The sequence below is a fragment of the Aquisalinus luteolus genome (genome assembly GCF_009712425.2).
GTDB classification, from domain to species: Bacteria; Pseudomonadota; Alphaproteobacteria; order Caulobacterales; family Parvularculaceae; genus Aquisalinus; species Aquisalinus luteolus.
The window spans coordinates 950,567-977,137 of sequence record NZ_VCJR02000001.1 but is presented as its reverse complement, the minus strand read 5'-3'; the positions used below and the strand labels follow the sequence as shown (position 1 = coordinate 977,137).

Sequence of the window (26,571 nt, the reverse complement as noted above, 5' to 3'; positions counted from 1 at the left end):
CTTCCCGTTTTTTTACCCCCCCATTCCGGTGCAAAATCGCGTGAAAATTCCCGTAGCTCGGACGCAAAAAACCGCCCCGGAGGCATCTCCGGGGCGGGTCTCCCGTTGGGGATCGGCAGGGCCTAGTCCCGCGGGTTCCACAGGATCACGTGACGGCCTTTCTTGCCTTTCACCGGGGCGAGGTTCGCGTAGATCCGGCGCGGCCCGATCTGCGGATCGGCCAGGGTGATCGAGACATATTCGCGTCCCGATGCCTTGGCTTTTCTCAGCCATCCGCCGCCGATTTCCGTGGCGGTCTCCCCGGCGAAGATGCGGTAGTCCGGCTGGCCCTTGGCGGCTTTTTCCGCGTTCTTCTCGATGCGGATCGCCGCGGCGAGGTTCATCATTGCGAGGGCGCCGGAAAAGCCGGTTGCGGTTTCGCTGACATATCCGAGTGCGTTAGCCATGGTGTCGTTCCTTTCGTTTGTGATCATGTCCCGGGGACCCCATGTCCCCGTCGACGCCGGACCGCCCGGGCGGCGCGAGGACGGGTCCGAACCCTTCTTTGGGGGGCGTAACGCCAGTGAAGCACCGGGCAGCGCTCGGAATTTTGGTGCGCGAGGAGCCGCGCATTCGGGGTCCCCATGGCGGGGCGCCATGGGGCAAAGCGGCGGGGAAAATTCCGGGCGCGGACCGGTTTCGGGCGCGCTTTCGCGTCGTCCAGGTCACGCGGCATGAGACGGGACAAGGGGGACCGGCGGCATGATCTTCGGGCAAACGGAACGAGGCCCTCGGCCGGCCACGACCATGCCCGGCGAGCCCCACAGACGGGCGATTTTTTTCGGGCGCGCCTCATCGATGCCCTGCCCTCGCGCAGCGTTGAACCCCTCGTCATAAACGCGGAAAAACCGCCCGATGCCAAAGGCACCGGGCGGCTCCCCATCCGCCTGACCGGGAGACTGGAATGTCAGGCGGCGTGAGTGGGGGACGACTGCGGGGCATCGGGAGAAAGTGCTTCTTCGGGCCCCCGGAACAGTGCCGCGATGCGCGCCCAGTGATCGGCGGGCGGCGAGCCCGCGCCCTCGACAAGGCGGCGCGGCGGCACCTGCATCCAGCCCGGACGCCAGGCGGGATCGGGCGCGCATCCCTCCCCGGCGATCCGGTTGACGATGATCTCCTTTTGCCGTTTGGCGGTATCGGTGCTGCAGGACTTGGCGAGGGTCTGCGAGCCGATATGGGCGAGCATGGCGTTGATCGCGCGCTTGTCGCGGGCAAGCTCGAAAAAGGCAGGCTCCGGCTGCCAGAAGGCGGACAGATCGGTCCCGCAGACATGCAGCACCGCCTCGACCACCGGCCCGCCCGCCTCCAGAGTCCCGGCCATGGTCACGGCCAGCACCTCCATGACCTGGGCATCCGGCATGGCGAGCAGCACCGCGAAAATCTCGCACAGCCCATAAGCATCGCCATTACGGCGCGGCTCGCCCTGCAGGCCCGCCGCTTCGAGAAGCGAGGCCATGCGCCTACGGGCCGCATCCAGATCGCTGGCGGCTTTCGAGGCCTCGAGACTGGCGCGCGTGGCCTCCCGGCGGCTTGCGCAGTCATGGGCGCGGACTTGCCACAGCGCACTGCCGGTCATGGCATGGGCGACCATCAGGCGAAGCGCGATGGACGGCCGGGCGGCGAGGCTTGCCTGCGCTGCGCCATGGCGATGCAGCAAAATATAGTCGGCAAGCGGCCCGGACATTTCGGGTCTGGCGGACGCGTCCGTCCCGTACTGTCCCCTCTTTGCCTTTTCGCGGCGGCGCGCCTCGGCCCGGCAGAGATAGCCCTCATGAAAAATCACGCTGCCATCATGGCGGCATTCGACGAACACCTTCCCGCCCTGTCGGCGTGAGACGCTGTCATGCTCCCAGCGCTGAAAATACGCGCCGCGGTCCAGACAGACCACATCCGTCCAGCCTGCGGCGATGTAAGTCTCGATGCGCCCCGCGATCGCCGCCGATTGCGCCTGCCAGAACATGTCGGGATCGGCGAAGACGCCATGCTCGCCGAACAGATCGGCGGTGACCTGGCCCTCATAATCGGTCAGGTCGAACAGTGCCTTGTCGGTGGTGATGCTGGAGCCGCCGGTGATCCATGCCCGGCAGGCGCGCCCGCGCGGGGCGCGCTCGTCCCGGCTTTGATGGAGCCGCAGCCATTTGCCCTGCTGATCGGCTGTCGCCAGCGTCAGGGCGCGGATCGTCTCGCGGTCGATCTCGTCTTTTTCATAGAGTTTCCGGATCGGCGCGGCGAGCGAGGCGAGCGCGAGAACGCGCCGCACCCGCAGCTCGGTGACCCCGAAGAAGGCCGCTATCTCCTCAACGCTGCGCCCCTGCCCGTGCAGCTTCCTGAAGGCGGTGTATTGCTCCATTTCCGTCGCGGGCAGACGACCGACATTCTCGATGACGGAGGCGGCGATGGCGCTGGCGGCGTCCGTCTCGGGCATGATCGCGCAGGGCACAAGGGGGCACTTGCCGGTCTCCTTCTCGATCTGTTTGAGGGCGAAGTATCGCCGCCGTCCGGCAACGATGCCATAATGGTCTCCCTCCTTGCGGACCAGCAAGGTCTGCCGGATGCCGCTTGCCCGGATCGACGGCACTATGTCGGACACGTCCGGTGCCTTGCGGCCATGGCGCATATTGAGGCGGGAAATCCGCAGCTTGGACAGGGGAAGCGATTTGAGAGTGGGCTGGGCCATGATCTGGTTCCTTTTCGATTGAGGTGGGTACTGGGTCGGGTGCGCGCCTTTCCGGTTTCTGGAGGCGCGCGCCTTTGCGATCTCAGGGAATACGCGCCCCGGTGCTCTTGAGCGCCGCGCAGACGCGGCGGGCGGCGGCGCGCCCGGCATTGACCGCGTCCGGCAGGAGTTCGGTCGCGACTGCGGTCAGATAGACGTTGTCGCTGCCGGGATAGTTGGCCTCGATGCCCCACAGGCTCGCCGCATGAGTATCGAGCGTCACGCCCTCGAGCGAGACCGACAGAACGATGCCGCAATAGAACCATTCATCCCGGCGCCATGCTTCCATGATTGCTTCGGCCCGCTCCAGCGCCTCGGCAAAGCGCTGGCGGTGGTTCGGGCCCGGCCCGATAAAGCCCGGCGCGTCCTTGCATAGCGAGGGCCAGAATCCGTCCTGGCGCTGGTCGGGCTCGTCGGAACAATCGTCCCGCACGATATGCGCGGTGATGTCGTAGCAGGCGACCCTGCAGGCAATGCTGTCGCCGTCGCACACGGAGTCTGTGAAGTGTTCGGTGAACCTCATGATCAGCGGCTCCAGAAGATATGGGCTTCATCCGGCCCCGTCTCGAACACCAGAATGTCGCCGGACATTTCCATGTCGCGGGCCAGCGCCTGCCAGTCGATATAGTAGCGAAGGCTATCGGGAATCTCCGTACCGGCATCATCATGCAGCTGCTCGGCAAAATCCGCCGCGCTGGCATATTCGCCTGCATAATCCTCAAAGGCCGCGCGCGCCTCGCATAGGTCGTCCCCGAAATGACGGTAGAGTTTCGCACCGAGCTCCCCATGCTCCTCGATGAAACCGGCGAGCGCGCAGACGGTCTTAAATGAGGCATATTCGGCAATATCCGCCCCCTCGAACCCCTCATAATCGTGGATTGCCCATTCCTCCGCATCCGGCACGGGCGAACCGGCCAGCATGGCGCGAACCGCGTCCATGATCTCCTCTTGCGTGGTCGCGTCGATCCACTCTCCGTGCAGATAGCCATTATTGTAGGCCGCGAGGCAGGCCACATATATTCGCGGCCGCTCGTGTCGCGGCGGCGCGGATGGTGCCGCATTGGCAATGGGGTCAAGCTGGTCAGTCATGTCAGTCTCCTTCCCCGCCCGCGTTCTTTTCCCGACAGTCGGGTGGGCGGCGAGACGGAGCTCGGCCGGAGCGCACAAGGGCGCCGCACAAGGGGAAAGCCGTAGGTAGGAGACCCGGGGACGATCAATCACGACACGGACCCGCCCCCTTGCGCGGCGACCGCGCTCCGGCAGACGCACCGTCCGCCCACCTGACTGCGGGAAAGAGATATTGAGGCGGAGACAGGCAGAACTGGGCTCGCGCGGCCCCGCGGGTGACAGATATGTTGTTCCTGACCTCGCCGTCGCGACGATTGAGAACTGACCTCGCGCGCGCCCGCGGAGACAGATCCTGCTCAATCATCGACTGCGTGGTGACCGGGGGTCAGAGGGCATTTGGCGGAAAAGCAACGCTGGCGGAGCAAGAAAATGCCGGATCTCACACGCACGGACTAATTGCCAAGGATCGCGATCGCTGCCCTAGGGATCATGATAAAGAGAACCGGGTCATCTTCCTTTTGACCTGAAAGCTGTCCCGGTCGGTAGAGGGTTGATCAGTAGCGCTGGGTTGTATCCGTCTCATCAACGATACCATCACCATTGTCATCGAGGCTGCCAAGCATTCTCGTTCCGGAGGCGCCGAACTCTTCACGGGTCATTGAGCCGTCTTCATCGGTGTCCAGCGCATCAAACCGGACATAGGCCTGTTTGAGTTGACGGTCGCGTTGCGCCGCCAGTTGTTCGTCCAGTCGCTTTTCATACTCGCCGACATATTCATCCGGCGATACGGTGCCATCGCCATTGGCGTCGCGCCGGGCATAGCCCTCATCCCGGGCCTGCCGGAATTCCGCTTCGGTGACGATATTGTCGCCATTCGTGTCATAGGTCTCGAAGAAGACGTCCCGGCCATGGCCGCCACCGCCCCTTGAGGATCGCTCGCCCCCACTCTCGGACACAGTGACCGGCTCGCTCGTTGCACAGGCGGCAAGCGTGGCCGCACTGGCCACAACACATAGAAGATACAGGTTTTTCATGGCTTGAATTCCTCGTTCCGTTTCTAGCGGGTTACTTCAAAAGTGATGGAGGTCGTGTAGCTGCGGATATCGGTTTGCGCGCCTTCCGGCGCATTGGCCTGGTGCCGTGTCATCAGCATGTACATGCCGGGCTCGGCGAACGAGATTGTCGTGACACCATCCCCTGCAATGACCTCGCTTGCGCCCTTGTCATCGTCATAGGCGCCGCCGTCGCGATAAAGCGTCATGACCTGGCCCGGCATCGGCGCGCCATCGAATGTCAGACGGAAGTCAAACCCCTCATCGAGATAGATCTCGTTGGGATGGGTAACAGGTTCTATTCGCAGGCGGCCGATTTTTATATCCACCGCCGTGCGGGTTGGCGCGCCCCTGGTGACATAGACATCGGCGACAGTAGCGGTCTGGCTGGTGACGACAGTGGCGCCTTCAGGTACCGGCCTTTCCTCACGATCCTCGCCAATGGCAAGCTCAAAGCTGCCATCCGGCATAAGAAATCTCTTGCCTGTTCGGCCCAGCCGCTCGCCGGTTGAAAAGCGGAACGTTCCTTCCTGCTCGAGGGATTGCTTGATCACCGTGACCTGCTTCAGCTCCACGATATTGTCGTAGCCGGCGCGCGACCCGTCAGGAAGATAGAAGTGCCAGTCCTGCGATGTCACCCCGACTTCCGGATTCGAGAAGTTCTCGGTGAAGGACACTTCCAGCGTGACCATGTCCGCACGCGAGGTAGAAAAGACATTGGGCTTTACATAGGAGGTGTGCGCGACAGCCTGTCCGAAACCGGCAATCGAGACAACGGCCAGGGCGGCCACTTGTTTCAGCATTCTCTTCAATTTCACGGGATTCCCCTTTTCTGGATGTTCCGGAGTTTTGATCAGTAGACAAAATAGACATAGGCGATTGCCAGCAGGGCAAGGCTGCTTCCGCAGGCAAGCAGACTCTTGCCAAGCCGAAAGCGCATCATGAAAAACAGCAGGAACCCGGCCAGGGAGAGCAGCAGGATGATAATGGCGGCGATGTCGATGACGAAACGCCATGCCTTGCCGGTATCCTTGCCCGTATGCAGGGCATTCATGGCGGAAACGATCCCGGCCCGTTCATTTTCGACCAGCACCTCTCCCACCGACCGGTCAATGGTCACGAAGGAGCGGCCTTTCGACCCCTTGAACCGGATCAGGATTTCATCACCCAGATCCTCCACCCCTTCCAGCTGACCAATCACCCTGAACCTGTCACGCACCAGTTTTTCAACATCCTCCGTAATAGGATTTTCCAGCCGTCCCAGATCCGCCTGGGAGAGTGCACCCGTCTGCGCATTTTCGCTGGCCGAATAGCCGCCCTCGAACCACTGCGGATGATTGAGCAGTATGCCGGTCAGGGCGAACAGTATCAGCATGAGGAAGGCAAAGGCCGACAGGTAGTTGTGTACGATCCTCGCCAGACGCATCAGGCGTCCCTTGCGCGGCGGCCTGGACTTCCTGCCTTGCCTGACAGTGACGCCGGCAGCGTTTGCGGAAACTACCCTGGTCATCGGCCATACCCCACCTCGATGGTACCGAGTTCATTGCCCGGCCCGATCGATTCCGCAAAGGCTCTGTCCCCGAGATTCACCTCGAAGCTTTCATACTGATGTCCGCCATGTTCCCGGGACGCCTCGATATGAATGATGTAGGATCCCTTCGACACCGGATTACCGGTCAGGTCCTTGCCGTCCCAGCCGAGTGAATAGTCCCCTGGCGGGCGTGTTGGTTCGGCGATGGTATCGACAATGGCCGGCTGCTTGCGCCCATACCGGCGCCAGAACACGTAGTTTTCCTCGACCCAGAGCGGGATATCGCCAAGAAGCTGCAGGCCCCGGACCAGGTTCTTCTCCGCATCGGTCACCCAGATCACGACATAGGGATACTCGTAGCTCGCTGTATCCTGCGCCGGTATCGTGTAGTCGAGCGTAACCCTGTATCCGTCAGGCCAGGGATTATCGGCCTGCATGGTCGGTTCGATATCTTCCGGCGGCACGACCAGTTCCGCCCAGCCATTGCTGGTGAAGCGTGCGCCGCCTTCCGTGCGCAGCATGGTTTCAATACCGTCGCGAGTGTTGGCATATTCAAGTGCTTCACCGATCCCCATCACCATGAACGCTGTCGCCAGGGCATCTGCCGTTGCTCCGTCCGGCGCGACGACTGTCGCTTGCGCCATCCTGTCTTGCGGCATCCCTGTGCGGGGCGAGATAATATGCGAGTAGAGCTCTTCCCCGACGACAAGATCGCGCCCACCACGACCGCTGGAAGCGATCGCTGCATCGACGAGCCTGACGATTTCGGCCGGGGTTTCATTCATACCCTCAGCGCCGGTGGCCACACCGACCCGGAACTGGCGTACCGAAAAATCACCTGCTACCCGGAGATCGCCACCGATATTGACCATGACGCCCGTCACCAACGGTGATGCCGCCAGGGCGTCTTTGACCGCCGCATCGATGATCCAGCCCTTGGCCACGGCATTGACGTCAAATTTGACATTGGCAGGCTTCTGTACGATCCGCGTATCGGCATCCAGGCCGACCGTTGCCCTGGCGATGGCGTCCGCCATGCCCTGCATGGTGATCGCCAATGGGGCAACACCGGATTGTTCGGCTTCCCGCCAAGCGGTCATCAGTGTACCGACACGGCAGCTGAAAGCGTTTCCCGATGTCTCCAGAAACTGCTCGCAGAGGAAAAGAACGTTGAACAGATCCTCGGAGACGCGGCTTTGGGTCGCGTCGTTCATACCGGCGATTTCGCTGTCATTGCGCCACGTACTCAGAACGGCATCCAGATCGCGGATACGCGCCAGCGCCGCCTCTTTCGCCAGACTGGCCGAAGACTGATTCTCTGCGGCGACTTTCATGTGAAATGTCGTGCCGAGAACGCGGTCTTCGCGAAACTCGTAGGTGTCGGCGCCAGCTGCCTCGACACTTGCCAGACCGACTGCAACAGCGACCAGAACCCTTGAAACACGCAACAGCATTTTAAAATTCCTCGATATCCTATCCCGCCTCTTATGGTTGCGAATGAATTTCAATGTCAAGATATAATGATAACGATTCTTATTTGCATATTTCAAACCCCCATGCTAAGCAGCCGTCGCTATTGCGAGTAATTATCATTTACAACAACGAAGGGGCACATATGTACAAAATTCTTTCAAGATCCATCCTCCTGGCTGGCGTATCCACGCTTGCCGCCATCGCCACAGCGAGCGCCCAGGACGAATCCTCCGGCGAGGAGGACAGTGAATTTCTCGGCACGATCACGCTGGGCGAGAGCAAGCGCGCCGTTCAGACAGATACCGCCACACCGGTGACGGTCATTGACCAGGAAGAAGCCGATGACCGCCAGGCAAGCACGATTGCCGAACTCATCGATTCCGTTCCCGGCGTCGCCCTTGTCAACGGCTCCACACCGTCAGGGTCTGGCATCAATATCCGCGGCTTCGGCGCCAATGGAACCTATGGCACGGACCAGAAGGTTGCCATCATCGTCGATGGCGCGACGACAGGCTCAGAAGAAATCTACCGTGTCGGCAACCAGCTGTTCACGGATCCCTATCTCTACAAGAGCGTTGAAGTCATCCGCGGTACCGTTGGCAGCTTCGAATACGGGTCAGGCATTGTCGGCGGCACCGTCCGCCTGGAGACCAAGGATGCTGCTGATTTCACTGGCGGCGACCCTGGCCTGAAAGCCGGCGGCACCCTCGGCGCGGCTTCCAATGGCGATGGCTTCAATACTTCCCTGATTGCCGCCCGGCAGCCAACCGAAAACATCGAGCTGCTCGCCAATTATGCGTATCGCGAACAGTCACTGCAGAAAGATGGTGACGGCAACGAGATCGGAAACTCTGCGTTCGAACTGCCGTCCCTCCTGCTGAAAGGCCGCTATTCCTTCGGTACGGCCCACGCGATCACCGCCAGCTACACCCAGTCCGAAGCGGCTGACCGCGACGTGCCCTATGACACGTTCGAGACCACCGGCGGTTCCTTCGGCAATGTGGACCGGGATACGAAAACCCAGACCGCTTCCCTCGCCTATAATTTCAACCCGCTCGACAATGATCTGGTCAATATCGATGCCTCTCTGGCTTATGCCAACCAGGAGATCGATCAGACCTGCTTGCCGGCAAGCGCCCCGTTCGGTTGCTTTGCCGTCGTGGACGCAGATCACCAATATGAGACGACCACGGCAACGCTGAAAAACACCGCTTTTGCCGACACCGGGATCTTCTCCCATGAATTGCGCACCGGCCTGCAACTGATCCGCAAGGAGCGTCTGGATGCCAACTCGGCGCCGGGCGGCACGGATGACCGCGTCGCGGTGTTTGTTGTCGATCAGATCGATTTCCTCGAGGGCTGGACCTTCACACCGGCACTACGCTGGGAAACTTCCGAAATCGATGGCGAGACGGAAAGCTATCAAAATGACGCCGTGATGGGCGGCGCCTCCCTGCGCTACCAGTTCCGGAATGGCCTCGCCCTGTTCGGTAGCCTTGCGCATACCGAAAGCCTGCCGATCATCGACGATCTTGGCACACCGCTCTATATGGAACAGCCGGAAGTCGCAGACACAGCCGAGTACGGTTTCTCCTATGACCGGATCGGCCTGTTCGGCGAAGGCAATGCGGCTGCGTTCAAGGTCAACTATTACGAGACGGCGCTGAGTGACATCACCTCCTATTCCGGTGTTACTGATGTCGATCAGACGGGCTTCGAGATCGAAGCCTCTTTTGCCGCAGCGATCGGCTTCTACACCGATATCAACGCCAATATCGTAAACGGCCAGGAGACCCGGTCCAACGGCCAGCATCTCGACTGGCGCAACACGCCGGCCAACAACTACCGGATTACCGTTGGCCAGCGCTTCTCCAATTTTGCCGATGTCAGCTTCGAAACCGTCAGCAATCTTGACACGGAGCGCTCCAACCTCACTGGCGGAGCCGCTGTATATGACGAGACCGAAGGGTTCACCATATATAATTTGCGCCTGACCCTGAGGCCGCAAAACGGCATTCTTGAAGGGACACAGTTCCGTATCAGCGCCGAGAATCTGTCGGACGAACTGTATACCCCGTTCCTTGCAACCCGGGCCGCAACGGGCCGCAATCTGAAGGTGGCCGTCTCCCGCATGTTCTGACAGGACGCCTCCCCTGTTTCGGGGAGGAGTCAACCGGCACTGCCGCGCATATGACGCGGCAGTGCCCTTATCGGATTACCAGGCCGTCGGGGCCGCATTCATTCAGGAGACATGGAATGCCATCATTCAGCGATTTTTACGCATCCGCCTGTGAGGCGATCGAGACTGGCGGGCCGGTCTTCGTGATCCTGCTGATCACGTCGATCTTCACACTGGCCCTGGTCATCTACAAGATGCTCCAATATACCGGCGCCCGGGTCGGACGCCATGACCGGATCGAGGAAGCCATCGCGCATCTCGACAAGGGCGATCCGGACGGTGCCCGGGAGATTTTTGCCTCTGCCCGGCATTTTCTTGCGCCGGTTTTCCTCCTCGGCTTGAATGTCGATGACCAGGCAGGAAAGCTGTCCCGGCTTGAAGCCGAGGCCGAGAAGAGATTCCTGCCGCTTGAAAAGGGGTTCCGCATTCTCGATACCGTTGCCCAGCTCGCTCCATTGCTGGGCCTGCTCGGCACCGTTCTGGGCATGATTGAAGCCTTTCAGGCGCTACAGACCGCCGGGTCACAAGTTGATCCGGCTCTCCTTGCCGGCGGGATCTGGGTGGCCCTGCTGACCACCGCGGCCGGGCTGTCCGTTGCCATGCCGACATCGATTGCCTTGTCCTGGTTTGAATCGCGTATCGATCACGAACGCGTATTTGCAAGTCATGTCCTGACCGTCATCACCGCGCCCGCACGGGGCAACGGGGGCCACAGGGCATGAATCTGAGGCGACCGACAAGACGGCGGCGCGCGTCAATCACATCGCTCATCGATGTGATTTTCCTGCTGCTGCTGTTTTTCATGCTTACCTCGAGTTTTACCCGGTTTTCAGAAATCGAGCTGACCGCTTCAGGAGAGACCGCCGCCGTCACGACAGCCGATGCGGTGTTGATCCGGCTGGAAATCCTCGAAAACGGCGTCGTCCTCGACGGGGCTGCGCTGGCAGATGACCAGATCGCCCCGGCCCTGATGCTCGAAAGGAAAGCCCGAACAGGCATTCTTGTCGGCGTGGCGCAAGAGGCGACGACCCAGCGGCTGGTCGACATCCTGTCAATTATCGGCGCCTTACCCGGTAGCGAAATCCAGCTGGTGGAGGCCCTGTGAACCGGATAAAGCGCACAAGCAAGGGCGATTCCATCATTCCCCTGATCAATATCGTCTTCCTGATTCTGATCTTCTTCATGATAACAGGCACACTGACCCGGACCGGCAGCGGCATCCGGTTCGTTCAATCGAGCGGTCTTGACTGCTGTAGTGATCCGGATGCGCTCGTCATTACCAGCGACGGGGCCCTGCTGCATAATGACGAGCCGGTGCCATCAATCGGAGTCTGGCTCGCCGGCAGGCCAGACCCGGATGCGGATGTAAAAGTCCTGCCAGACCAGGCCTTGCCTGCACGCGCCCTGATCAGCGTCACCAGGGAATTGCGCTCGGCTGGCATCAAGCGGGTTGTCGTTTTGACGCAAAGCGCCGGCCAATGAGCACTCACGACAGGCTTCACATAGTCCTGGCCCTGGGCGTGGCTCTTGTCATCCACATTGCCCTGTTTCTTGTTTTGACGATGATATCTGACGGACCCGATATACGAATCGAGGGCGGCGCGATTTCCGTCACCCTGGGCGCCGCTGCCCCGGCGGCGGCCACCCCTCCGCCGACAGACCGTACCCCGGACACCGGAACCGAGACTTCATCCGGGACCGAGACCATAACACCGCAAGAAAACACCACACCGGCACCTCGCGAAACGGCGGCGCCCCAGCCGTCAGACCCGGACGACATACCCGCTTTGGACAGGATGGAACCGGAGCCGGCCGCAGCCCCGCCGGAAAGGGACATCCCGGCAAGCAAAAAGCCGGAACCCAAACCATCCGTATCCGATTCTTCCAGTCCGCCGCGTAAAGAAGACATCCAGAACCAGAACGCCGCCGCAGAAGACAGTGCGAAAACCGGTATGGGACCGCAGCCCGGCAGCGATCAGGAGGTGAACATGAGCGCCGGTGCACCAGACTCCTCAATCGAACAAGCCGATAACGCAACCCCCGGCAATGCTGCCTCCGACAATTATGCCGGCGAGGTCATGCGGCACCTGTCGAGGTTCCGCCGCCCGCGCGCCTCGGGGCCCGGATCCGCCATCATCGTGTTCACGCTTACCGGCACCGGCGAGATAGCCTCAATCGAGATTGAGCAGAGTTCCGGCTCGCCCAGATTCGACCGGGACGCGCTGGGCTTTGTAGAAGATGCCGCTCCCTTCCCGCCACCACCGCCGGATGTGAACAGAACCTTCACCGTGAAGATCGAAGGACGATGAGCGGCATCAATTCATCGACAAGAAAGCCAGTTCAATGAATGCCATGCCCGATCACGATGATATGCCGCCCCTCCCGGACCTTATCGTGAGCACATACCCGGCCTGGAAACCAGACAGCACGGCATCAGATAACTATACAGGCCGGCTGGTATCGGTCTGGCGGATTGCCGATGAGTATGGTGCCGGCCTTCTGGCACCGGCCATTGAAGGATTGTTTCGCGCCGTATCTCGTCACACAACAGGGGACGATTACATTGTGACAACATGCCTGCGCCTGATATCGGAAGAACGAAACAGGGAAAACGCTCAAGTCTTATTCACGGATGAGACGATACTGCCTCCCCTGGATATCCCGCCAGACGATCCCTGCAGGGTAGCCGCTCGCTCGCTGATCGTCCTCCTGATCACAATGGGGATGGACCCTGACCCCTTCGTCGATTCAACAAGCGCCAATCCGGGCGGCAGGAAGGAGTGGCAGATTTTCAGGACATAGCGTCTGTATGCCCGGCTGGTCTCGCCCCCTACTTCCTCTTAATCGGCACACAGTAAAGTTCCACTTTCTGGCCGATGAGTTTGTACCCGAATGATTTTGCGATCTTTTCCTGCAACTTCTGTATCTTTTCGGAATGAAACTCGAGAATGTTACCCGACTCGACATCTATAAGGTGATCATGACCGACGTCCATGGCCTGTTCGTAACGAGCGGTACCTTCGCCGAAATGGTGCCGCTCGATGATGCCATTATCTTCAAGCATATGTAATGTTCTGTAGACCGTGGCTACGGCAAGGTTCTTATCATATTGACTGGCGCGCGCATGAAGCTTCTCCGCATTCGGATGATCAGTCGATTCTGAAAGAGCCTTTAAAACGAGACGGCGAGGCTGCGTCAGTCGAAGCCCGGCTTCCTGACAGCGCCTTAGAAGGCTTTCCATTCTCTGCTCAGGACAAGGTTTCTCCTGACGGCTGGTGGGGGACATACCGTTCTCCTTACCCTTTCCTCAGGTGCGCATGCCCCAAAAAGCACACCGTCGATACGCGCATGCAAGGCAGGACGAATAAGGATCGCCGCTGCAACACTATCCTGAACCGGTCCTGCGAAACTGCGGCCAGGACGTATTGTTTACCGGCAGACCCTGCATCTATCAGTCTCGCGGCAGTTTCAACATGATGACGGATGTCTGGGCCGTCACCTGTCCGACAGGGGCCGGCTCTGCCGGCGGAACAGGCGCGGTCCCCGGCCACAGCGCAAGCAATGTGTCGATTTCGGAAATTACGTCAGCAGAGATATCTGCCGGCAGGGACGCCGCGTGATCGCGGGCGACGATGACGAAGCCCCAGGCATCCTGATACTCGCCGGCATCGGAGACGGCGCCATCCGTGATGGCCACTGTGTACTCGTCCACAACAGTATCCATCAGGAAACGGATAATATCCGATGGATCGCCACCCGCCTTCTCGCCCATCATGGCCATATTCTCCTCAGCGGCACGCAATTGCGGCTCGATTTCAGAAGCCGGCCGGCCTTCTTCCAGGGCCTGCGAGACGGATTCGAAGATTTCCGGCTGAAAGCCCAGCTCGTCGAGCCCGGCCCGTTCCGCCTGATGGGTTTCCGAGACGGGATGCAACAGATGGGGTGCCGCCATTTCCGGCTCGCCGGCACGGTAAAGGGCAAGCCCCGCCTGCACATGCCCGGACATGAATGCCAGACGATGGGGTACAGACAAGGTCGTCATATCGTGCCCGGCTTCACCGCCTTCGCCTTCACCGCCTTCGCCTTCACCCCCTTCGCCTTCACCACCTTCTCCCTCGCCTTCGCCCATTTCGCCTTCACCCGCAAAGGGGGTCGGGGAAGCAGTATCCTCGACGGGTGCCTCGCCTGCCTCACCATTCTCGCCGCTGCAGGCGACAAGCGCGGTCGATCCCACCAGGGCAGCGGTCAGCCCGAGGCCGGTCCATTTCTTGAAAGTGTTTTTCATTGCGCGTTCCCTTGCATGTCCAGTCATGAGACGATAACGATATGCTCCCGCTCTTGCAAATCATTATCAGTCTGACTTCATGCTTTTGACCGTTTCTTCACTGCTGGATCCTGCCGAACTCGCCGACGTCACCAGCGCGCTGGATGGCCTTGAATGGAAAGACGGAACCGCCACCGCGGGTCGCAGCGCCCGGTCCGTCAAGCAGAATCTCCAGGCCGATCTTAGAGGCCGGGCCGGACAGGATCTCCATGAGCAAATCCTGCGCAAGCTTACCGGCCATCCGGTCGTCCAGGCGGCGGCCCGGCCGAAGAAATTCTCCCGGCTGGTGATCAGCCAGACCGCGGATGGCGGACATTATGGCAACCACACCGACAATGCCATCATGGGCAAGGGAACCGGCCGCTTACGGACTGATATTTCCTTCACACTATTTCTGTCACCGCCGGACAGCTATGAAGGCGGTGAGCTGGTCGTCGATCTGCCAGGCTATACACAAACACTCAAGCCAGATGCGGGCGACCTCGTGCTCTACCCCTCAAGCAGCATTCACCAGGTCGCGCCAGTGACAAGCGGTATACGCCTTGCCTGTGTCGGCTGGATCGAGAGCCTGGTCCGGGATTCCTTCCAGCGCGAGATTTTATTCGACCTCGAGAACCTGCGCGCCAAGATGCGCGGGCAATATCCTCAAGGATCGGCGGAGCTGCTGACGCTGGACAAGTCCATTGCCAATCTCATGCGGGTCTGGGCCGAGACCTGATCGGCCTACTGCCAGCCGGCCCGGTCAAAGATGCGAATTGCCTCGGCCTGGTTCTGCCCCAGCTGGGCGGCATTGAGTTCATCTTCCCTGAAACTGCCCAGACTGACGACCGTCGATGACGGCGCCGCGCCCTCAATCACAGGGTACTCATTATTGCCGTTTGCGAAATATTCCTGTGCAGTTTCTTCCGTCAGATATTCGATAAACCGGATAGCGTTGTCCTTGTTGGGCGCGCCTTTCACGACACCGGCGCCACTGATATTGACATGGGTGCCATAGCCCTCCTGGTCAGGAAACAGGACAGCAACTTTCTCGCCAATCGTTCTCGTGGCCGGATCGTCCGATGCCAGGTATCTGGCCAGGTAGTAGGTGTTGATAATCGAAATACCGCAGGTTCCGTTGGCGACCTCTTCGAGTTGACTTGTATCCGTACCCTGCGGGCGGCGCGCAAAATTCGCGACAACGCCGCGCGTCCAGTCTTCGGCCTGCTCGGCGCCGTAATGGCTGACGATCGATGCCAGCAGCGAAATATTGTAGATATTCGAGGAAGACCGTACACAGATTTGTCCGCTATAGGCCGGATCGGCAAGATCCATATAGCTCGACAGCCCTTCCGGCTTGCCGGCTTGCCGGTTGTAGATAATCACCCGCGCGCGTTTTGACAGACCGAACCACAGGCCGTCCGGATGGCGCAAATTGGCCGGAATGCGGCTTTCGAGAACATCGGAATTGACGCTGTCGAGAATACCGGCTTCCTCGGCCCGCCAGAGCCGCCCCGCATCGACCGTGATCAGGATATCGGCAGGGCTGTACTCACCCTCGCTGACGATCCGTTCGATCAGCGCGTCGGCACCGGCTTCGATCAGGTTGACCCGGATGCCGGTCTGCTCGGTAAAATCGTCATAAAGGGCAAGATCCGTGTCGTAGTGGCGCGAGGAATAGACATTTACATCGCCTGTGATTTCCGGGGCGGCAGCTGCTGCCGTGCCGCCGGCAGCCGGTTGCTCCGCCTGCCCGCATGCGCTGGCCAGGCCAAGAACCAGAATGGTGGCCGCAAACTGTTTTCTCATCATACTCCCGCTTTCATCGCTCGTGATCAGATTTGGACGAGCATACTGATAGTGAATGTCATTCGCAATGATTGTCGTCAGGCTTCACTTCGCGCAAAAGCGAAAATACCGGCCGGAACGGGCATTGGCCGCACCCTTTCGCCCGGCTCGATCCCGGCGGATCTTGCGACCGAGACCCGCAGGCCCTCGCCGCCCGGCGCCTCGACATGGACTGTCATCGTGACCCCGGCCAGCCGCACATCGACGACCGGATATCCGTTTGCGTCCTTTACCAGCTCCAATGCATCTGGGCGTACAACGAGTGAGACAGGCCCGGGCACAGGTTCCGGGCCCGACAGACATGTGGCGGACCAGTCACCGAAAACATGCCTGAACGCCCCATCCGAATAGTCAGCCGGCAGCAGCTGGCCATTGCCGAACATCGCCGCAATTTTCTCTGTCGCCGGTTGGTCGTGGATTTGCGCGGGCGAGCCCGATTGTCGCAGCCTGCCCTCTTCCAGAACGACGATGCTGTCGGCCATTTCCAGCACCTCTTCCGGATCATGGCTGACCACGATCCCGATTGTCCCGGTCCGCCGGATCATGCGCCGCGCCTGTTCGCGCAAGTCCCGCCGCAATTGCGTATCGAGACTGGCATAGGGTTCATCGAAAAGGAGCACGCGCGGTTCCGGCGCCAGTGCCCTTGCAAGGGCCACACGTTGCTGTTGCCCCCCCGACAATGTGTGCGGATACCGCTTCTCAAAACCGGCAAGACCGACAAGAGCGAGCAGTTCTGCAGCTTTCGCCTGCTTGTCAGGTCCGCTCAGGCCGAAGGCAACATTCTTTGCCACGGTAAGGTGGGGAAACAGCGCCCCTTCCTGAAACACCAGGCCGACAGCGCGTTTCTCCGGGGCAATATCCCTCCCCTTGCCACCGATCAGCTCGTCATCCAGCAGGATCTCTCCAGCCTGTACCGGCATCAGGCCGCCGGCAAGCCGCAACAGGGTCGTCTTGCCGCACCCGGACGGACCGAACAGACAGGTCACCTCCCCGGCCCTGGCCTTGAGGGACACATTCTCAACTGCCAGCCTGTCACCATAGGCATGGCTGATATTCCGGAACTCAAGCACGCCCGACCCAGCCCTCACTTGCTTCGTATGTTTGTCAGCAGGACTAAAGCTGATACAGATGCAATTGAAAAGCATAATCAATGGATTTCAGGAACGGGCAGAACGGATGACGCAATTGAGGAGGCACTTGTCGCCGGCCCGGCTCGCCGGCCATGCACCGGCATTTCTCGTGATGGGGCTGGTCGCCGTACCGTTGGTCACGGTTCTCGCGGCCCTGTTTGTCGGGGATACATCCGGTACATGGCGGCATCTCTTCCAGACCGTCCTGCCCGGCTATGTGACAAACTCCCTGCTCCTGATGGTGATGGTCGGCCTGCTATCCAGCCTGATCGGGATCTCCACTGCCTGGCTGGTCGCGGCGACCGATTTTCCGGGGCGCAAGATGCTGGGCTGGCTGCTGGTCCTGCCGCTCGCTGCGCCGGCCTATATCATCGCCTATACCTATACCGACCTGCTCGCGCCCTACGGCCCAGTCCAGACCTGGCTGTACGGCCTGCCTGGAGTCTTCGGCAGCCTCACAATGCCGTCGATCCGGACCCTGCCTGGCGCTGCCCTGCTCCTCAGCCTGGTCCTGTATCCCTATATCTACTTGCTCGCCCGGGCCAGTTTCGCCTCGCGCGCCGGCACGCTTTTCGAAGCGGCACGAATACTAGGGGACAGCCCGGCCCGCGCCTTCTGGCGAATCGCCCTGCCGGCCGCGCGCCCTGCCATTGCCGGCGGCCTTGCCCTGGTCCTGATGGAAACGCTGGCTGATTTCGGCGTCGTCGAATATTTCTCCGTCCCGACGCTCTCCACCGGCATCTACCGGACATGGATCGGCATGGGCGAGAAACTCGCCGCGATGAAGATCGCCGGCGTTATGCTGCTTTTCGTCCTCGCCCTAATCAGCTTCGAAAGCCTGACCCGCGGCGGGCGTACAGATACCAGCCGGGGGGGCAGGCCCGCCCGACTGATGTTGTCACCGGTCCACCAGCTTCTCGCCATTGCCACCTGCGCGTTGCCGGTCCTGTTCGGGTTTTTGCTCCCCGCTATTGTCCTTGCCGGATACACGATTGAAAGTGGCGACAGCCGGATCGGTGATTTCCTGACCTATGCCACAAACAGCATCAGCATCTCGTGTATTGCGGCCATACTGGCGGCAGGTCTTGCCCTCATGCTTGCCTACGCGCAACGTCTGAGCGGCAACTGGGCGACCAACGCCGCCATTCGCTTTGCCACGATGGGATACGCGCTGCCCGGCATTCTCATCGCCATCGGGATATTGGGCTCGCTCGCAGGCTTTGACCGCACCCTGACCGGCTTCGCCAGCGCCGTCTTCGGGTATAATGGCGGGCTGATCCTGTCCGGCACGATCATCCTGCTGACCTATGCCTATGTGATCCGTTTCCTGACCGTTTCCTTTAACAGCGTCAATGCAGGCCTGGCCGCCATCGCGCCGAATATGGATGATGCCGCACGCAGCCTCGGTGCCTCCCCCCGTGCGGTCATCAGACGCATTCACGCACCGATGATGGTGCGCAGCCTGGGGGCCGCCCTGCTCCTGGTTTTCGTCGACAGCATGCGCGAACTGCCCGCGACGCTGGTTCTCAGGCCGTTCAATTTCGAAACACTGGCAACCAGGGTCTACCGCCTCGCCAGCGACGAACGCCTGATGGAAGCCTCGACGTCAGCTCTGGCGATCATCCTGATCGGGATCGTACCCGTCCTGCTGCTCAGCCATATCGGGTCAGCAGAAGAGACTACGCCGCGGAGCTGACCAAGTGTGGTGCCTCAACATGTTGGCCCAGTCAGCCCGAATGGACAACCTATTGAAAGCCCACACCTAGCTGCTCTGCGATTTTCTACATCACTGCCGCAGGCGAATAGAAGCCAGAATCAAACCGCCTCTTGCCGTTACTCCAATACCGGTTGCTGAAGAGTGAGCAAGCTTGCGGGCATCCCTGCCCGCAAGCATTCCAAGAAATCCCTTCACAATTATCCATAATATGAGATTATGTGCCATATAATAATGGGTATACGGATTTAATGGTTGATGGGGCACCTTCACCCCATCAATCTGATACCACCCTCAGATGGTTGATAGATCGACTCCGTAGTTGAGTTCCTCTGCGAAGTCCGGCAGTCCGTAACCGATGGTTTTCTTGTAGAAAGGAGAGACCTTCGCAGTCGGTGCCTTCTTCTTGTGCTTCGTGGTGTAGAGCATTCGTGCCCGCATCACCTCGAAGGAGTAACCGCGCCCTTCACGGTTCTTGTCCTTGGCCAGTCGGTTGATGGACTCCGTGTAAGCGTTGGTGACGGGCATGTCCGTCTCGAAGTAGGTCATGGTCTCTTCGCGCCAGTTTCCCACTGCCCTGACCAGATCGCTCCAGACTTCCTTTTGGCCCTTCGGGATGGTGGCTATCCACTCGTCCAGGGCGGCTTCTGCCTGGAGCCGTGTGGTGGCGTCCCAGATGCCGTAGAAGCGCTCCTTGTGCTCGTAGGCGGCCAGCAGTTGCGGGAACGCGCCTGTCCAGGTCTCCATGATGAGGCGCTCCCGGTCTGAGACTTCGTGAGCGCGTTTCAGCAGGATTTTCCGGTCTCCCTTGAGAGTCCGGCTCTGGGACGGTTTCAGCTCCTTTCTGAGGCCCTTGCGCACTCTCTCTAGGGCATCGTTGGCCATGCGCACCACATGGAACTTATCGACCACGATACGGGCCTGGGGCAGCACAGCCTTGACCGCTGCCCGGTAGGGGTTCCACATGTCCATGCTGACGATCTCGACCTTCTGCCGGTCTTTCAGCTTCATCAGGTAGTTGGTCACCACGTCCTGGCGGCGGGTGGCCAGCAGGTCGAGCAGGGTTCGCTCCTCAATGTTGGTCAGAATGCAGCGGTAGCGCTTGTTCAGGTATAGCTCGTCAATGCCCAGGATGCGGGGCGTCTCGAAGCGGTGCCAGCGCCCCAGGAACTCGGCGCGGGCGTTGAAGATGTCGCGCACCGTCTTCTCGTCCAGGCCGGTCTGTGCCGCCACAAAGGTGTAGGGGTGGTTGAAGGATTCCTTCTCCACGTACTCATGCAGCCGCAGTGTCATACGGAATCCGTCCACCATCTCCGGTAGCTGGGGCCTGAATGTTGTCTTGCAGGCCCGGCAGGTGTATCGGCGGCGGACCACCAGAGAGTGACCCGCTTGCCGTGGATGGGCAGATCACGATAGGGAACGTCACGCTTGCCGAACCGTACGAACTCACCCTGCACGCCGCATTCCTCGCAGGCGATGGGATCGGGCACGTCCACCTGGAAGTGCATTTCGTCGTCGGTTGATTTGCAGCCCAGTACTTGGTATTGCGGCAGGTGAAGGATGTTGTCGGGAAGTTCGGTCATGGTGTTGTATAGGCGTAGGTGTCAGTCAGATCCATCCGGCTCGGCATTGGTGTTTGCTTTTTTACCCAACAAGCTGCTGGAAACGAAAAGTAAGGCACCGAGGACAATTGCAATATCAGCCAGGTTGAAGGCCGGCCAATGCCAGTCTCGCCAATAGAAATCAAAGGAATCCACAACATAGCCGCGAAAGACCCGGTCAATCAGGTTGCCCATGGCGCCACCGAGGATAAGACTGTAAGCGATGGCTTCTCCTTTATGACGATTTTCAAGGATCAGCTTGATCAGAAAAATCGAGACCACTACCGCGATTCCGATAAAAAAGTAGCGCTGCCAGCCTCCACCATTCGCAAAAAGACTGAATGCGGCACCGGTGTTCCATAGGTGCACCCAGTTAAAGAACGGGGTCACCGAAACATACTCGCCATAGGCCATTGATTGCTGCACCAGCCACTTTACAGCCTGATCAGACGCTGCCAGCAGGCCCGATATGGACAATAGGGCATACGGCGAGAGCTTTTTGCCAATAATGAGCATTATTTAACCCTTCAACGCCAAAATGCGTCTGGCACCGTTAAGTACAATGCCCCCCGCGATGGTGCCGATAATCAGATCCGGATAATTGGAACCGGTCCACGCGACCAGGGCGCCGGCGGTGATGACCCCCAGGTTGATCACCACGTCGTTGGCCGAGAATATCCAGCTTGCCTTCATGTGCGCCCCGCCTTCCCGATGTTTGGATATGAGCAGCAGACAACTGGTATTGGCAATCAATGCGACGAATGCGATAGCCATCATCACCAGCGATTCAGGCTCACTACCGAATACAAAGCGTCTCACCACCTCTACGAGCACGCCCACAGCCAAGATCAGTTGCAGTACACCAGCAAGATGCGCGGCACGTACCTGCATTTTCACGCTATGTCCAACCGCATAAAGGGCAAGCCCGTACACCGCCGCATCGGCAAAATTGTCCAGGGATTCTCCAATCAGGCCGGTGGACTGGGCGATCAGACCGGCAGTCATTTCCACCACGAACAGAAGTGCATTGATGCCGAGCAACCAGCGCAGGGTCCCGGATTCTTGCTTAGCAGAAGCTGCCGAAAACTCGGCGGCCTTGATGGTCTCCGGATTTGCAGCGACGGTTTCCTGAAGCGAGGCGCCTAGCCCCAAGGTCTTCAGTTTCGAGGTGACGGGCTCGACCTCGCCGTCATGCACGACCTTCAGCCGGCGGTTCGACAAGTCGAAGGACAGCGCCCGAATCTCCTCAAAGCCGTTCAGGGCTAGGCGAATCATTCGTTCTTCTGATGGACAGTCCATCTTCGGCACGGCATAAACACTGACCCATCTCCCTGGCGCCTCGGAGGAGGCCTGTATATCGGTATCCGCTGCGGACGTTGCATCACCGCCACAGGCGCCACCACAGGATTTGCTCATGATACGACTCCACTTGAACAATGTTGTGGTACCATTTAAAACTATAAAGCTACTATAAGGTCAATAGAGTAAAGAATCCGTTGGGGAGGAGGCTGATGCGCATTGGTCAGTTGGCGCAGTTGGTAGGGGTCGAAACACAGACGATCCGCTTCTATGAACAGCAGGGCTTGTTGCCGCCGCCTGATCGGCAGGACAACGGTTACCGTGTCTATACCGAGAAGCATGGTGAGGGGCTGGCCTTCATCCGTCGCTGCAGAATCCTGGGCCTGTCACTGGCTGAGATTCACGAACTACAGAGCTATCAGGACGACCCTCATCAGCCTTGTACCGCCGTCAACGCCTTGCTCGATGATCACATCTCTCATGTGCGGTCGCAGATAACCGCTCTGCAAGCGCTTGAGAAACAACTCGTTTCACTGAGAGCGAGTTGCAACGATGACCGGGAAGTTGAGGCGTGTGGGGTTCTTGCTGGAATTAGCGAAGGAAACATGCACCAGCAGTAGGTGAAGCATCAACCAGATAATCCGATGAGATGCCGGTCTGTCTCACTCTCATGCAAAGGTAAGATCAACCATTTAATCCGCTTACCCATAATATATAATCAGGAGGAATCATGTCCCGGATCTCACGTCGCAATATGCTCGCCCTGCTCGGTGGCACGGCACTCATGCCGGTGCTGGACGCCACCGCACGGTTTAGTCCGGCAAGCGCCAATATGGACTTGCCAGGCCCGCCCCTGCGCAGCCTCGCCTCAGAGAAAGGCATTCTCTTCGGGTCCGAGATCAATTTCGACCAGCTGATCGATCAATCCTATATCGACATATTCACCCGGGAATGTGCGATTATGGTGCCGGGCAACGAGCTCAAGATGTATACGATCGAAGATGAGCCGGGAGAATGGAATTTCGCCCCGGGCGATGCTTTGGTCGATTTCTCCAAAAAGCATGACATCGGCATGCGGGGCCACACGCTGCTGTGGAATTATCCGCGCTGGCTGCCGGACTGGGTCAACGCACAGGAATTCAACAGCGCCGATGAAGCGGCGCAATTCCTGACCCGCTATATCAGCCGGGTCGCGTCCCACTTCTCCCCGCATATCTATTCCTGGGACGTCATCAACGAAAGCTTCAACGACGAAACGGGCGAAATACGCGAGTCGGTTTTCAATAACGCCATGGGCTGGGACGTCGTCGATCACTGCTTCCATGTCGCCAGGGAACATGCACCGCAGGCGCAGCTGGTCTATAATGACTATATGTCCTGGGAGGACAAGAGCGCGAACCACCGCGACGGCGTGCTCCGGTTGATGGAACGGTTGCTGGCCAGAGACGTCCCCATCGACGGACTTGGCATCCAGGCTCATATCATGCTCGATCCGGAGATTCCCTTCACGACGCAGAAACAGACCGCCTGGAGTAACTGGCTCAAGGAAATTTCCGATATGGGACTTGATCTTCTGTTCACCGAGTTCGACGTCAATGACAGGCTTTATGAGTCAGATGATGCCACCAGGGACGCCGCAATGTCCGCCTATGCGAGAGACTATATGGATATCGCCTTCGAGAACCGTAATACGAAGGAATTCCTGCTCTGGGGCATGGCAGACCATTATAGCTGGCTGCAGGCGTTTCGCGATCCCGGACAACCGCCGGCGCGTCCCCTGCCCTATGATGCTGCCTACCAGCCCAAATTGTTGCGCGAAACCATCGCCGATGCCCTGCGGGCAGCACCTGTACGATAAAACAACCCGGAACAGAGTACCCCATGGCTGACACTCCCCGCACGTCGCCTGAAAGCAGGTACAGGCCGATCACGTTCGGCACCGCCAGCAGGAAGAAAAGCGAGTCGATGAGATTCACGGCCGTGGTGATGTCGATTACCGCCCCGACCGGCAAGGCAAGACAGAAATAGACCAGGAAGATCCTGTCCCTGAATGGCGATTTCCCGACAAGATAGTTCCAGGCTTGGAGACCATAATAACCAGTCGAAAGGATCGTGGAGAAGGCAAACAGGAAAACCGCCATCGCCAGCACTACCGGGAACCATCCGCTGACGGACTCAAACGCCAGGGACGTCATCGCTATATCGCTTTCTCCGGATTGCCAGGCGCCGGAGACGACGATCGCAAGCGCCGTAGCACTGCAGACCACGACCGTATCGATAAAGGGCTCGAGCAGGCCAAGCAGGCCTTCGGAAGCCGGATCACGGGTCCTGGCGACGGAATGCGCGATCGCGGCCGATCCGATACCGGCTTCACTGGAATAGACCGCCCGGCGCATGCCCGCCACGAAAGCGCCCAGTACCCCGCCTGTAGCAGCGGCCGGATCGAATGCCGATGAAACGATAATCTGGATCGACGGCCAGATCGATCCGGCATTTGCCACCAGGATCACGGCGACACCGGCCAGATAGAGAACACACATGAGCGGCACAAGGCGCGACGTGATCTTCCCGATCGTCCGCACACCGCCAACAAGAACCAGCCCGGCAAGCAGCGCTATACCGATCCCGTAGATCAACTGGTCTGTTCTCGTTCCTTCCATCCCCGATACTGTGACGATCTGCGAGAAGGACTGATTGACCTGGATGATCTGTACAAACGCAAACAGGGCAAACAGGGCATAGAGACCGCCGAGCCATCGGCCCAGGCGGGGTTTTCCACGGGCCGCCAGCCCGTTCCTCAATGTCCACATCGGACCGCCCGATATATGGCCGTCAGGATGGGTCTGCCTGTACCTAACAGCGAGTAGGACTTCGGCATATTTGACGCTCATCGCGAAGAACCCGATGACCATCATCCACAGCGCCGCGCCGGGCCCGCCCATGGCAATGGCAATCGCAACGCCGGCAATATTGCCGAGCCCGACCGTGCCGGAAAGCGCTGTCGCCAGGGCGGTAAACTGTGAAACCTCGCCGGGTGCATCCGGATCCTTGTAGCGCCCCGCAAGCACGGCAATGGCCCTGGGCATGCCCCGGACATTCAGGAAACCAAGGCGGACCGTGAAATAGATCATCGCCGCAGCCAGCCAGAGCACGATTATCTGTACGTCAACGCCCAGCACCGGGACGCTGAAGAACACCAACTCGACCATGCCCTGTGAAAGATCTTCCATACCTGCTCAAATACGCCGCTGCAGGCTTCTGGCTTACACGCGTACCGGTTTTCCAGCCAGCAGCCATCCCGCTTCCGGCCTGTTCTGGCAGATTTCTGGCCCGGAAACACAATCCGGGGCAGCCGAGCCAATCACCGGCAATCGACCGAGCCCGCCAAACACACAGGACGATGCGGCAAAAATGGAAATGCGCGCGGTGAGTCGTGATAAATGCGGCTTTCCGGGCATATTGCGGGGTGCCGGATTGATCGAATAGTTCGCGGCACGGGGGCGCCCGACGAATCTCGCGTCAGCGAAACGTAGCGCGGTGGCTTCGGAACCCCTTTTGCGTTCGCTCGTTATGGGAACTGAATTGATGAGTTCATGACAAAGCCAGTATCAGTAGCGACGGCTCACCGAGCTGACTTGCGAGGCGCTGGATCGGCAATTTGGTGGAGGAACGCCAGTGCTGTTGGACCCGGATTGGGCAAATGCGCAACGGCGAGGGTCCGCGGTACGCGGGGTTCAAGCGGTCGCCGGACCACACCGTGTAGTTTGGACGGAAGGCCCAGAGTCGGCATGATACTGACGCCTAATCCTTCGGCCACCATCGCGAGAATTGCGGCTTGTTCGCGGGCTTCAAAGGCGATACGCAAATGCGTGCCGGCATTGCGTGCGGCCGCCATTATGAGCGGGCCGCATCCTCCGGTAGGCAAGACGAAGTCTTCACCAGCAAGCGCATCGATGCTGATCGCAGCTTTATCGCTCAAATCGTGACCACGGGGCAGCAGGACGACAAACTCGTCGCTGCCCAGAGGCACAGTCGAGAAACCGGCAGCGGGGAGAGTAACGACCCCCAGCTCCGCAGCGCCCTGAGTGATCCAGTCACGCACCTCTTGGTCGGTTCCCTCGATAAGGCGAACGTGGACCTGTGGATGCTGCTGCGTGAAAGCGCGCACCTGGGCGGCGATGAGTGTTCCCGTTGCGCTGGGAAGACTGGCGATCCGCAATGTCCCCGTGAGATGTCCCGCGGCCGCAGCCACGTCCGAATAGAGCAGATCGAACTGCCGGAGGGCCTCGCGGGCTCGCAAGACGGCGAGCCGACCCGCTTCCGTAAGCAGCACACCATCTCTGCTCCTCACCAATACCGCTACCTCAAGATCTTCCTCGATTGCCGTGATGGCGCGGCTGACCGCAGGTTGCGACATCCCGAGGTGCACCGCCGCAGCCGTGAACCCGCCATGATCGACAACGGCCAACAGGGCTCGCAACTGGGAAAGTGTCATGCGGCAGGCTCCTTCGACGTGGTGACGGGCATAACACTAACTGCATATCATCCATAACTCTATCGGTATTTGACAGTCTCAGTCCATAACCCTTTTATTATCAATAACGTTACTGGAGGATCA

Annotated in this window: 25 protein-coding genes and 2 pseudogenes; 10 read left to right on the top strand and 17 right to left on the bottom strand. The window is 59.6% G+C overall.

What is annotated here, in order from left to right:
- Positions 1-122: 122 nt before the first annotated feature.
- From FF098_RS04450 to FF098_RS04415, 8 genes are all read right to left on the bottom strand, one after another.
- On the bottom strand, positions 123-446 hold the full coding sequence (locus tag FF098_RS04450; RefSeq protein WP_155137905.1) for a DUF736 domain-containing protein: 324 nt from the start codon (positions 444-446) through the stop codon (positions 123-125).
- A 500-nt stretch (positions 447-946) separates the two neighbouring features.
- Positions 947-2,716, bottom strand: coding sequence for a ParB/RepB/Spo0J family partition protein (locus FF098_RS04445; RefSeq protein WP_155137903.1), 1,770 nt, complete (start codon positions 2,714-2,716; stop codon positions 947-949).
- A gap of 82 nt (positions 2,717-2,798) precedes the next feature.
- On the bottom strand, positions 2,799-3,278 hold the full coding sequence (locus FF098_RS04440) for a hypothetical protein (protein ID WP_155137901.1): 480 nt from the start codon (positions 3,276-3,278) through the stop codon (positions 2,799-2,801).
- Positions 3,279-3,280: 2 nt separating this feature from the next.
- A complete protein-coding gene (locus FF098_RS04435) occupies positions 3,281-3,844 on the bottom strand; it encodes an antirestriction protein ArdA (protein WP_155137899.1) in 564 nt (187 codons plus the stop codon).
- 533 nt (positions 3,845-4,377) lie between these two features.
- The gene (locus tag FF098_RS04430) at positions 4,378-4,857 is read right to left on the bottom strand and encodes an EF-hand domain-containing protein (protein WP_155137897.1); all 480 of its coding nucleotides are present in this window, start codon (positions 4,855-4,857) and stop codon (positions 4,378-4,380) included.
- Positions 4,858-4,880: 23 nt separating this feature from the next.
- A complete protein-coding gene (locus tag FF098_RS04425; protein ID WP_205967381.1) occupies positions 4,881-5,693 on the bottom strand; it encodes a DUF4198 domain-containing protein in 813 nt (270 codons plus the stop codon).
- 35 nt (positions 5,694-5,728) lie between these two features.
- The gene (locus tag FF098_RS04420) at positions 5,729-6,385 is read right to left on the bottom strand and encodes a PepSY-associated TM helix domain-containing protein (RefSeq protein ID WP_155137895.1); all 657 of its coding nucleotides are present in this window, start codon (positions 6,383-6,385) and stop codon (positions 5,729-5,731) included.
- A complete protein-coding gene (locus tag FF098_RS04415) occupies positions 6,382-7,860 on the bottom strand; it encodes a DUF2271 domain-containing protein (RefSeq protein ID WP_155137893.1) in 1,479 nt (492 codons plus the stop codon). The genes FF098_RS04420 and FF098_RS04415 overlap by 4 nt, the downstream gene beginning before the upstream one ends.
- A gap of 161 nt (positions 7,861-8,021) precedes the next feature.
- Between FF098_RS04415 and FF098_RS04410 the strand changes: the two genes are divergently transcribed.
- From FF098_RS04410 to FF098_RS04385, 6 genes are all read left to right on the top strand, one after another.
- Positions 8,022-10,019 carry a TonB-dependent receptor domain-containing protein gene (locus FF098_RS04410; protein WP_155137891.1) on the top strand — a complete coding sequence of 666 codons (1,998 nt, stop codon included), beginning with the start codon at positions 8,022-8,024 and terminating at the stop codon, positions 10,017-10,019.
- A gap of 116 nt (positions 10,020-10,135) precedes the next feature.
- Complete coding sequence (locus tag FF098_RS04405) at positions 10,136-10,780, top strand: MotA/TolQ/ExbB proton channel family protein (protein WP_155137889.1); 645 nt, start codon at positions 10,136-10,138, stop codon at positions 10,778-10,780.
- On the top strand, positions 10,777-11,163 hold the full coding sequence (locus tag FF098_RS04400; RefSeq protein WP_155137888.1) for a biopolymer transporter ExbD: 387 nt from the start codon (positions 10,777-10,779) through the stop codon (positions 11,161-11,163). Before FF098_RS04405 ends, FF098_RS04400 begins: the two co-directional genes overlap by 4 nt.
- Positions 11,160-11,540, top strand: coding sequence for an ExbD/TolR family protein (locus tag FF098_RS04395; RefSeq protein WP_155137886.1), 381 nt, complete (start codon positions 11,160-11,162; stop codon positions 11,538-11,540). The genes FF098_RS04400 and FF098_RS04395 overlap by 4 nt, the downstream gene beginning before the upstream one ends.
- Positions 11,537-12,367, top strand: a complete 831-nt coding sequence (locus FF098_RS04390) for a TonB family protein (protein WP_155137884.1) — start codon at positions 11,537-11,539, stop codon at positions 12,365-12,367. The genes FF098_RS04395 and FF098_RS04390 overlap by 4 nt, the downstream gene beginning before the upstream one ends.
- Positions 12,368-12,401: 34 nt before the next feature.
- Positions 12,402-12,860: a hypothetical protein gene (locus FF098_RS04385; protein WP_155137882.1), complete on the top strand. Its 459-nt coding sequence runs from the start codon at positions 12,402-12,404 to the stop codon at positions 12,858-12,860.
- Between the two features lie 28 nt (positions 12,861-12,888).
- Here FF098_RS04385 and FF098_RS04380 read toward each other — a convergent pair whose 3' ends face one another.
- Together FF098_RS04380 and FF098_RS04375 are read right to left on the bottom strand one after the other, a co-directional pair.
- Positions 12,889-13,344, bottom strand: coding sequence for a Fur family transcriptional regulator (locus tag FF098_RS04380; RefSeq protein ID WP_205967380.1), 456 nt, complete (start codon positions 13,342-13,344; stop codon positions 12,889-12,891).
- A gap of 165 nt (positions 13,345-13,509) precedes the next feature.
- A complete protein-coding gene (locus FF098_RS04375; RefSeq protein ID WP_155137880.1) occupies positions 13,510-14,343 on the bottom strand; it encodes a hypothetical protein in 834 nt (277 codons plus the stop codon).
- A gap of 79 nt (positions 14,344-14,422) precedes the next feature.
- On the opposite strand from FF098_RS04375, the gene FF098_RS04370 reads away from it, so the two are divergent.
- Positions 14,423-15,100, top strand: a complete 678-nt coding sequence (locus tag FF098_RS04370; protein WP_155137879.1) for a Fe2+-dependent dioxygenase — start codon at positions 14,423-14,425, stop codon at positions 15,098-15,100.
- A 5-nt stretch (positions 15,101-15,105) separates the two neighbouring features.
- On the opposite strand, the gene FF098_RS04365 is transcribed toward FF098_RS04370, so the two are convergent.
- Both FF098_RS04365 and FF098_RS04360 read right to left on the bottom strand, forming a co-directional pair.
- On the bottom strand, positions 15,106-16,170 hold the full coding sequence (locus FF098_RS04365; RefSeq protein WP_373291480.1) for a Fe(3+) ABC transporter substrate-binding protein: 1,065 nt from the start codon (positions 16,168-16,170) through the stop codon (positions 15,106-15,108).
- Between the two features lie 77 nt (positions 16,171-16,247).
- Positions 16,248-17,279 (bottom strand): ABC transporter ATP-binding protein, encoded by a 1,032-nt coding sequence (locus FF098_RS04360; protein WP_205967379.1) that lies wholly within the window; start codon positions 17,277-17,279, stop codon positions 16,248-16,250.
- Between the two features lie 127 nt (positions 17,280-17,406).
- On the opposite strand from FF098_RS04360, the gene FF098_RS04355 reads away from it, so the two are divergent.
- Complete coding sequence (locus FF098_RS04355; RefSeq protein ID WP_205967378.1) at positions 17,407-19,035, top strand: ABC transporter permease; 1,629 nt, start codon at positions 17,407-17,409, stop codon at positions 19,033-19,035.
- A 312-nt stretch (positions 19,036-19,347) separates the two neighbouring features.
- Here FF098_RS04355 and FF098_RS04350 read toward each other — a convergent pair.
- The 3 genes and pseudogenes from FF098_RS04350 to FF098_RS04340 all read right to left on the bottom strand — a co-directional run bounded on the left by FF098_RS04350 (position 19,348) and on the right by FF098_RS04340 (position 22,070).
- Positions 19,348-20,636 (bottom strand): annotated as a pseudogene (locus FF098_RS04350) (ISL3-like element ISPpu12 family transposase).
- A 21-nt stretch (positions 20,637-20,657) separates the two neighbouring features.
- Positions 20,658-21,170 carry a signal peptidase II gene (gene lspA / locus FF098_RS04345; RefSeq protein ID WP_004863699.1) on the bottom strand — a complete coding sequence of 171 codons (513 nt, stop codon included), beginning with the start codon at positions 21,168-21,170 and terminating at the stop codon, positions 20,658-20,660.
- A 3-nt stretch (positions 21,171-21,173) separates the two neighbouring features.
- Positions 21,174-22,070 carry a cation transporter gene (locus FF098_RS04340; RefSeq protein WP_004574643.1) on the bottom strand — a complete coding sequence of 299 codons (897 nt, stop codon included), beginning with the start codon at positions 22,068-22,070 and terminating at the stop codon, positions 21,174-21,176.
- 95 nt (positions 22,071-22,165) lie between these two features.
- Here FF098_RS04340 and cadR point away from each other — a divergent pair, with 95 nt between their 5' ends.
- A complete protein-coding gene (gene cadR / locus FF098_RS04335) occupies positions 22,166-22,573 on the top strand; it encodes a Cd(II)/Pb(II)-responsive transcriptional regulator (protein ID WP_004364961.1) in 408 nt (135 codons plus the stop codon).
- A 110-nt stretch (positions 22,574-22,683) separates the two neighbouring features.
- Positions 22,684-23,811, top strand: a complete 1,128-nt coding sequence (locus FF098_RS17665) for an endo-1,4-beta-xylanase (protein WP_155137871.1) — start codon at positions 22,684-22,686, stop codon at positions 23,809-23,811.
- Between the two features lie 52 nt (positions 23,812-23,863).
- On the opposite strand, the pseudogene FF098_RS04325 reads toward FF098_RS17665, so the two are convergent.
- Positions 23,864-25,162: pseudogene (locus tag FF098_RS04325) on the bottom strand (alanine/glycine:cation symporter family protein); the annotation flags it as partial.
- 413 nt (positions 25,163-25,575) lie between these two features.
- Positions 25,576-26,448 carry a LysR family transcriptional regulator gene (locus FF098_RS04320; RefSeq protein ID WP_155137869.1) on the bottom strand — a complete coding sequence of 291 codons (873 nt, stop codon included), beginning with the start codon at positions 26,446-26,448 and terminating at the stop codon, positions 25,576-25,578.
- Positions 26,449-26,571: the final 123 nt, after the last annotated feature.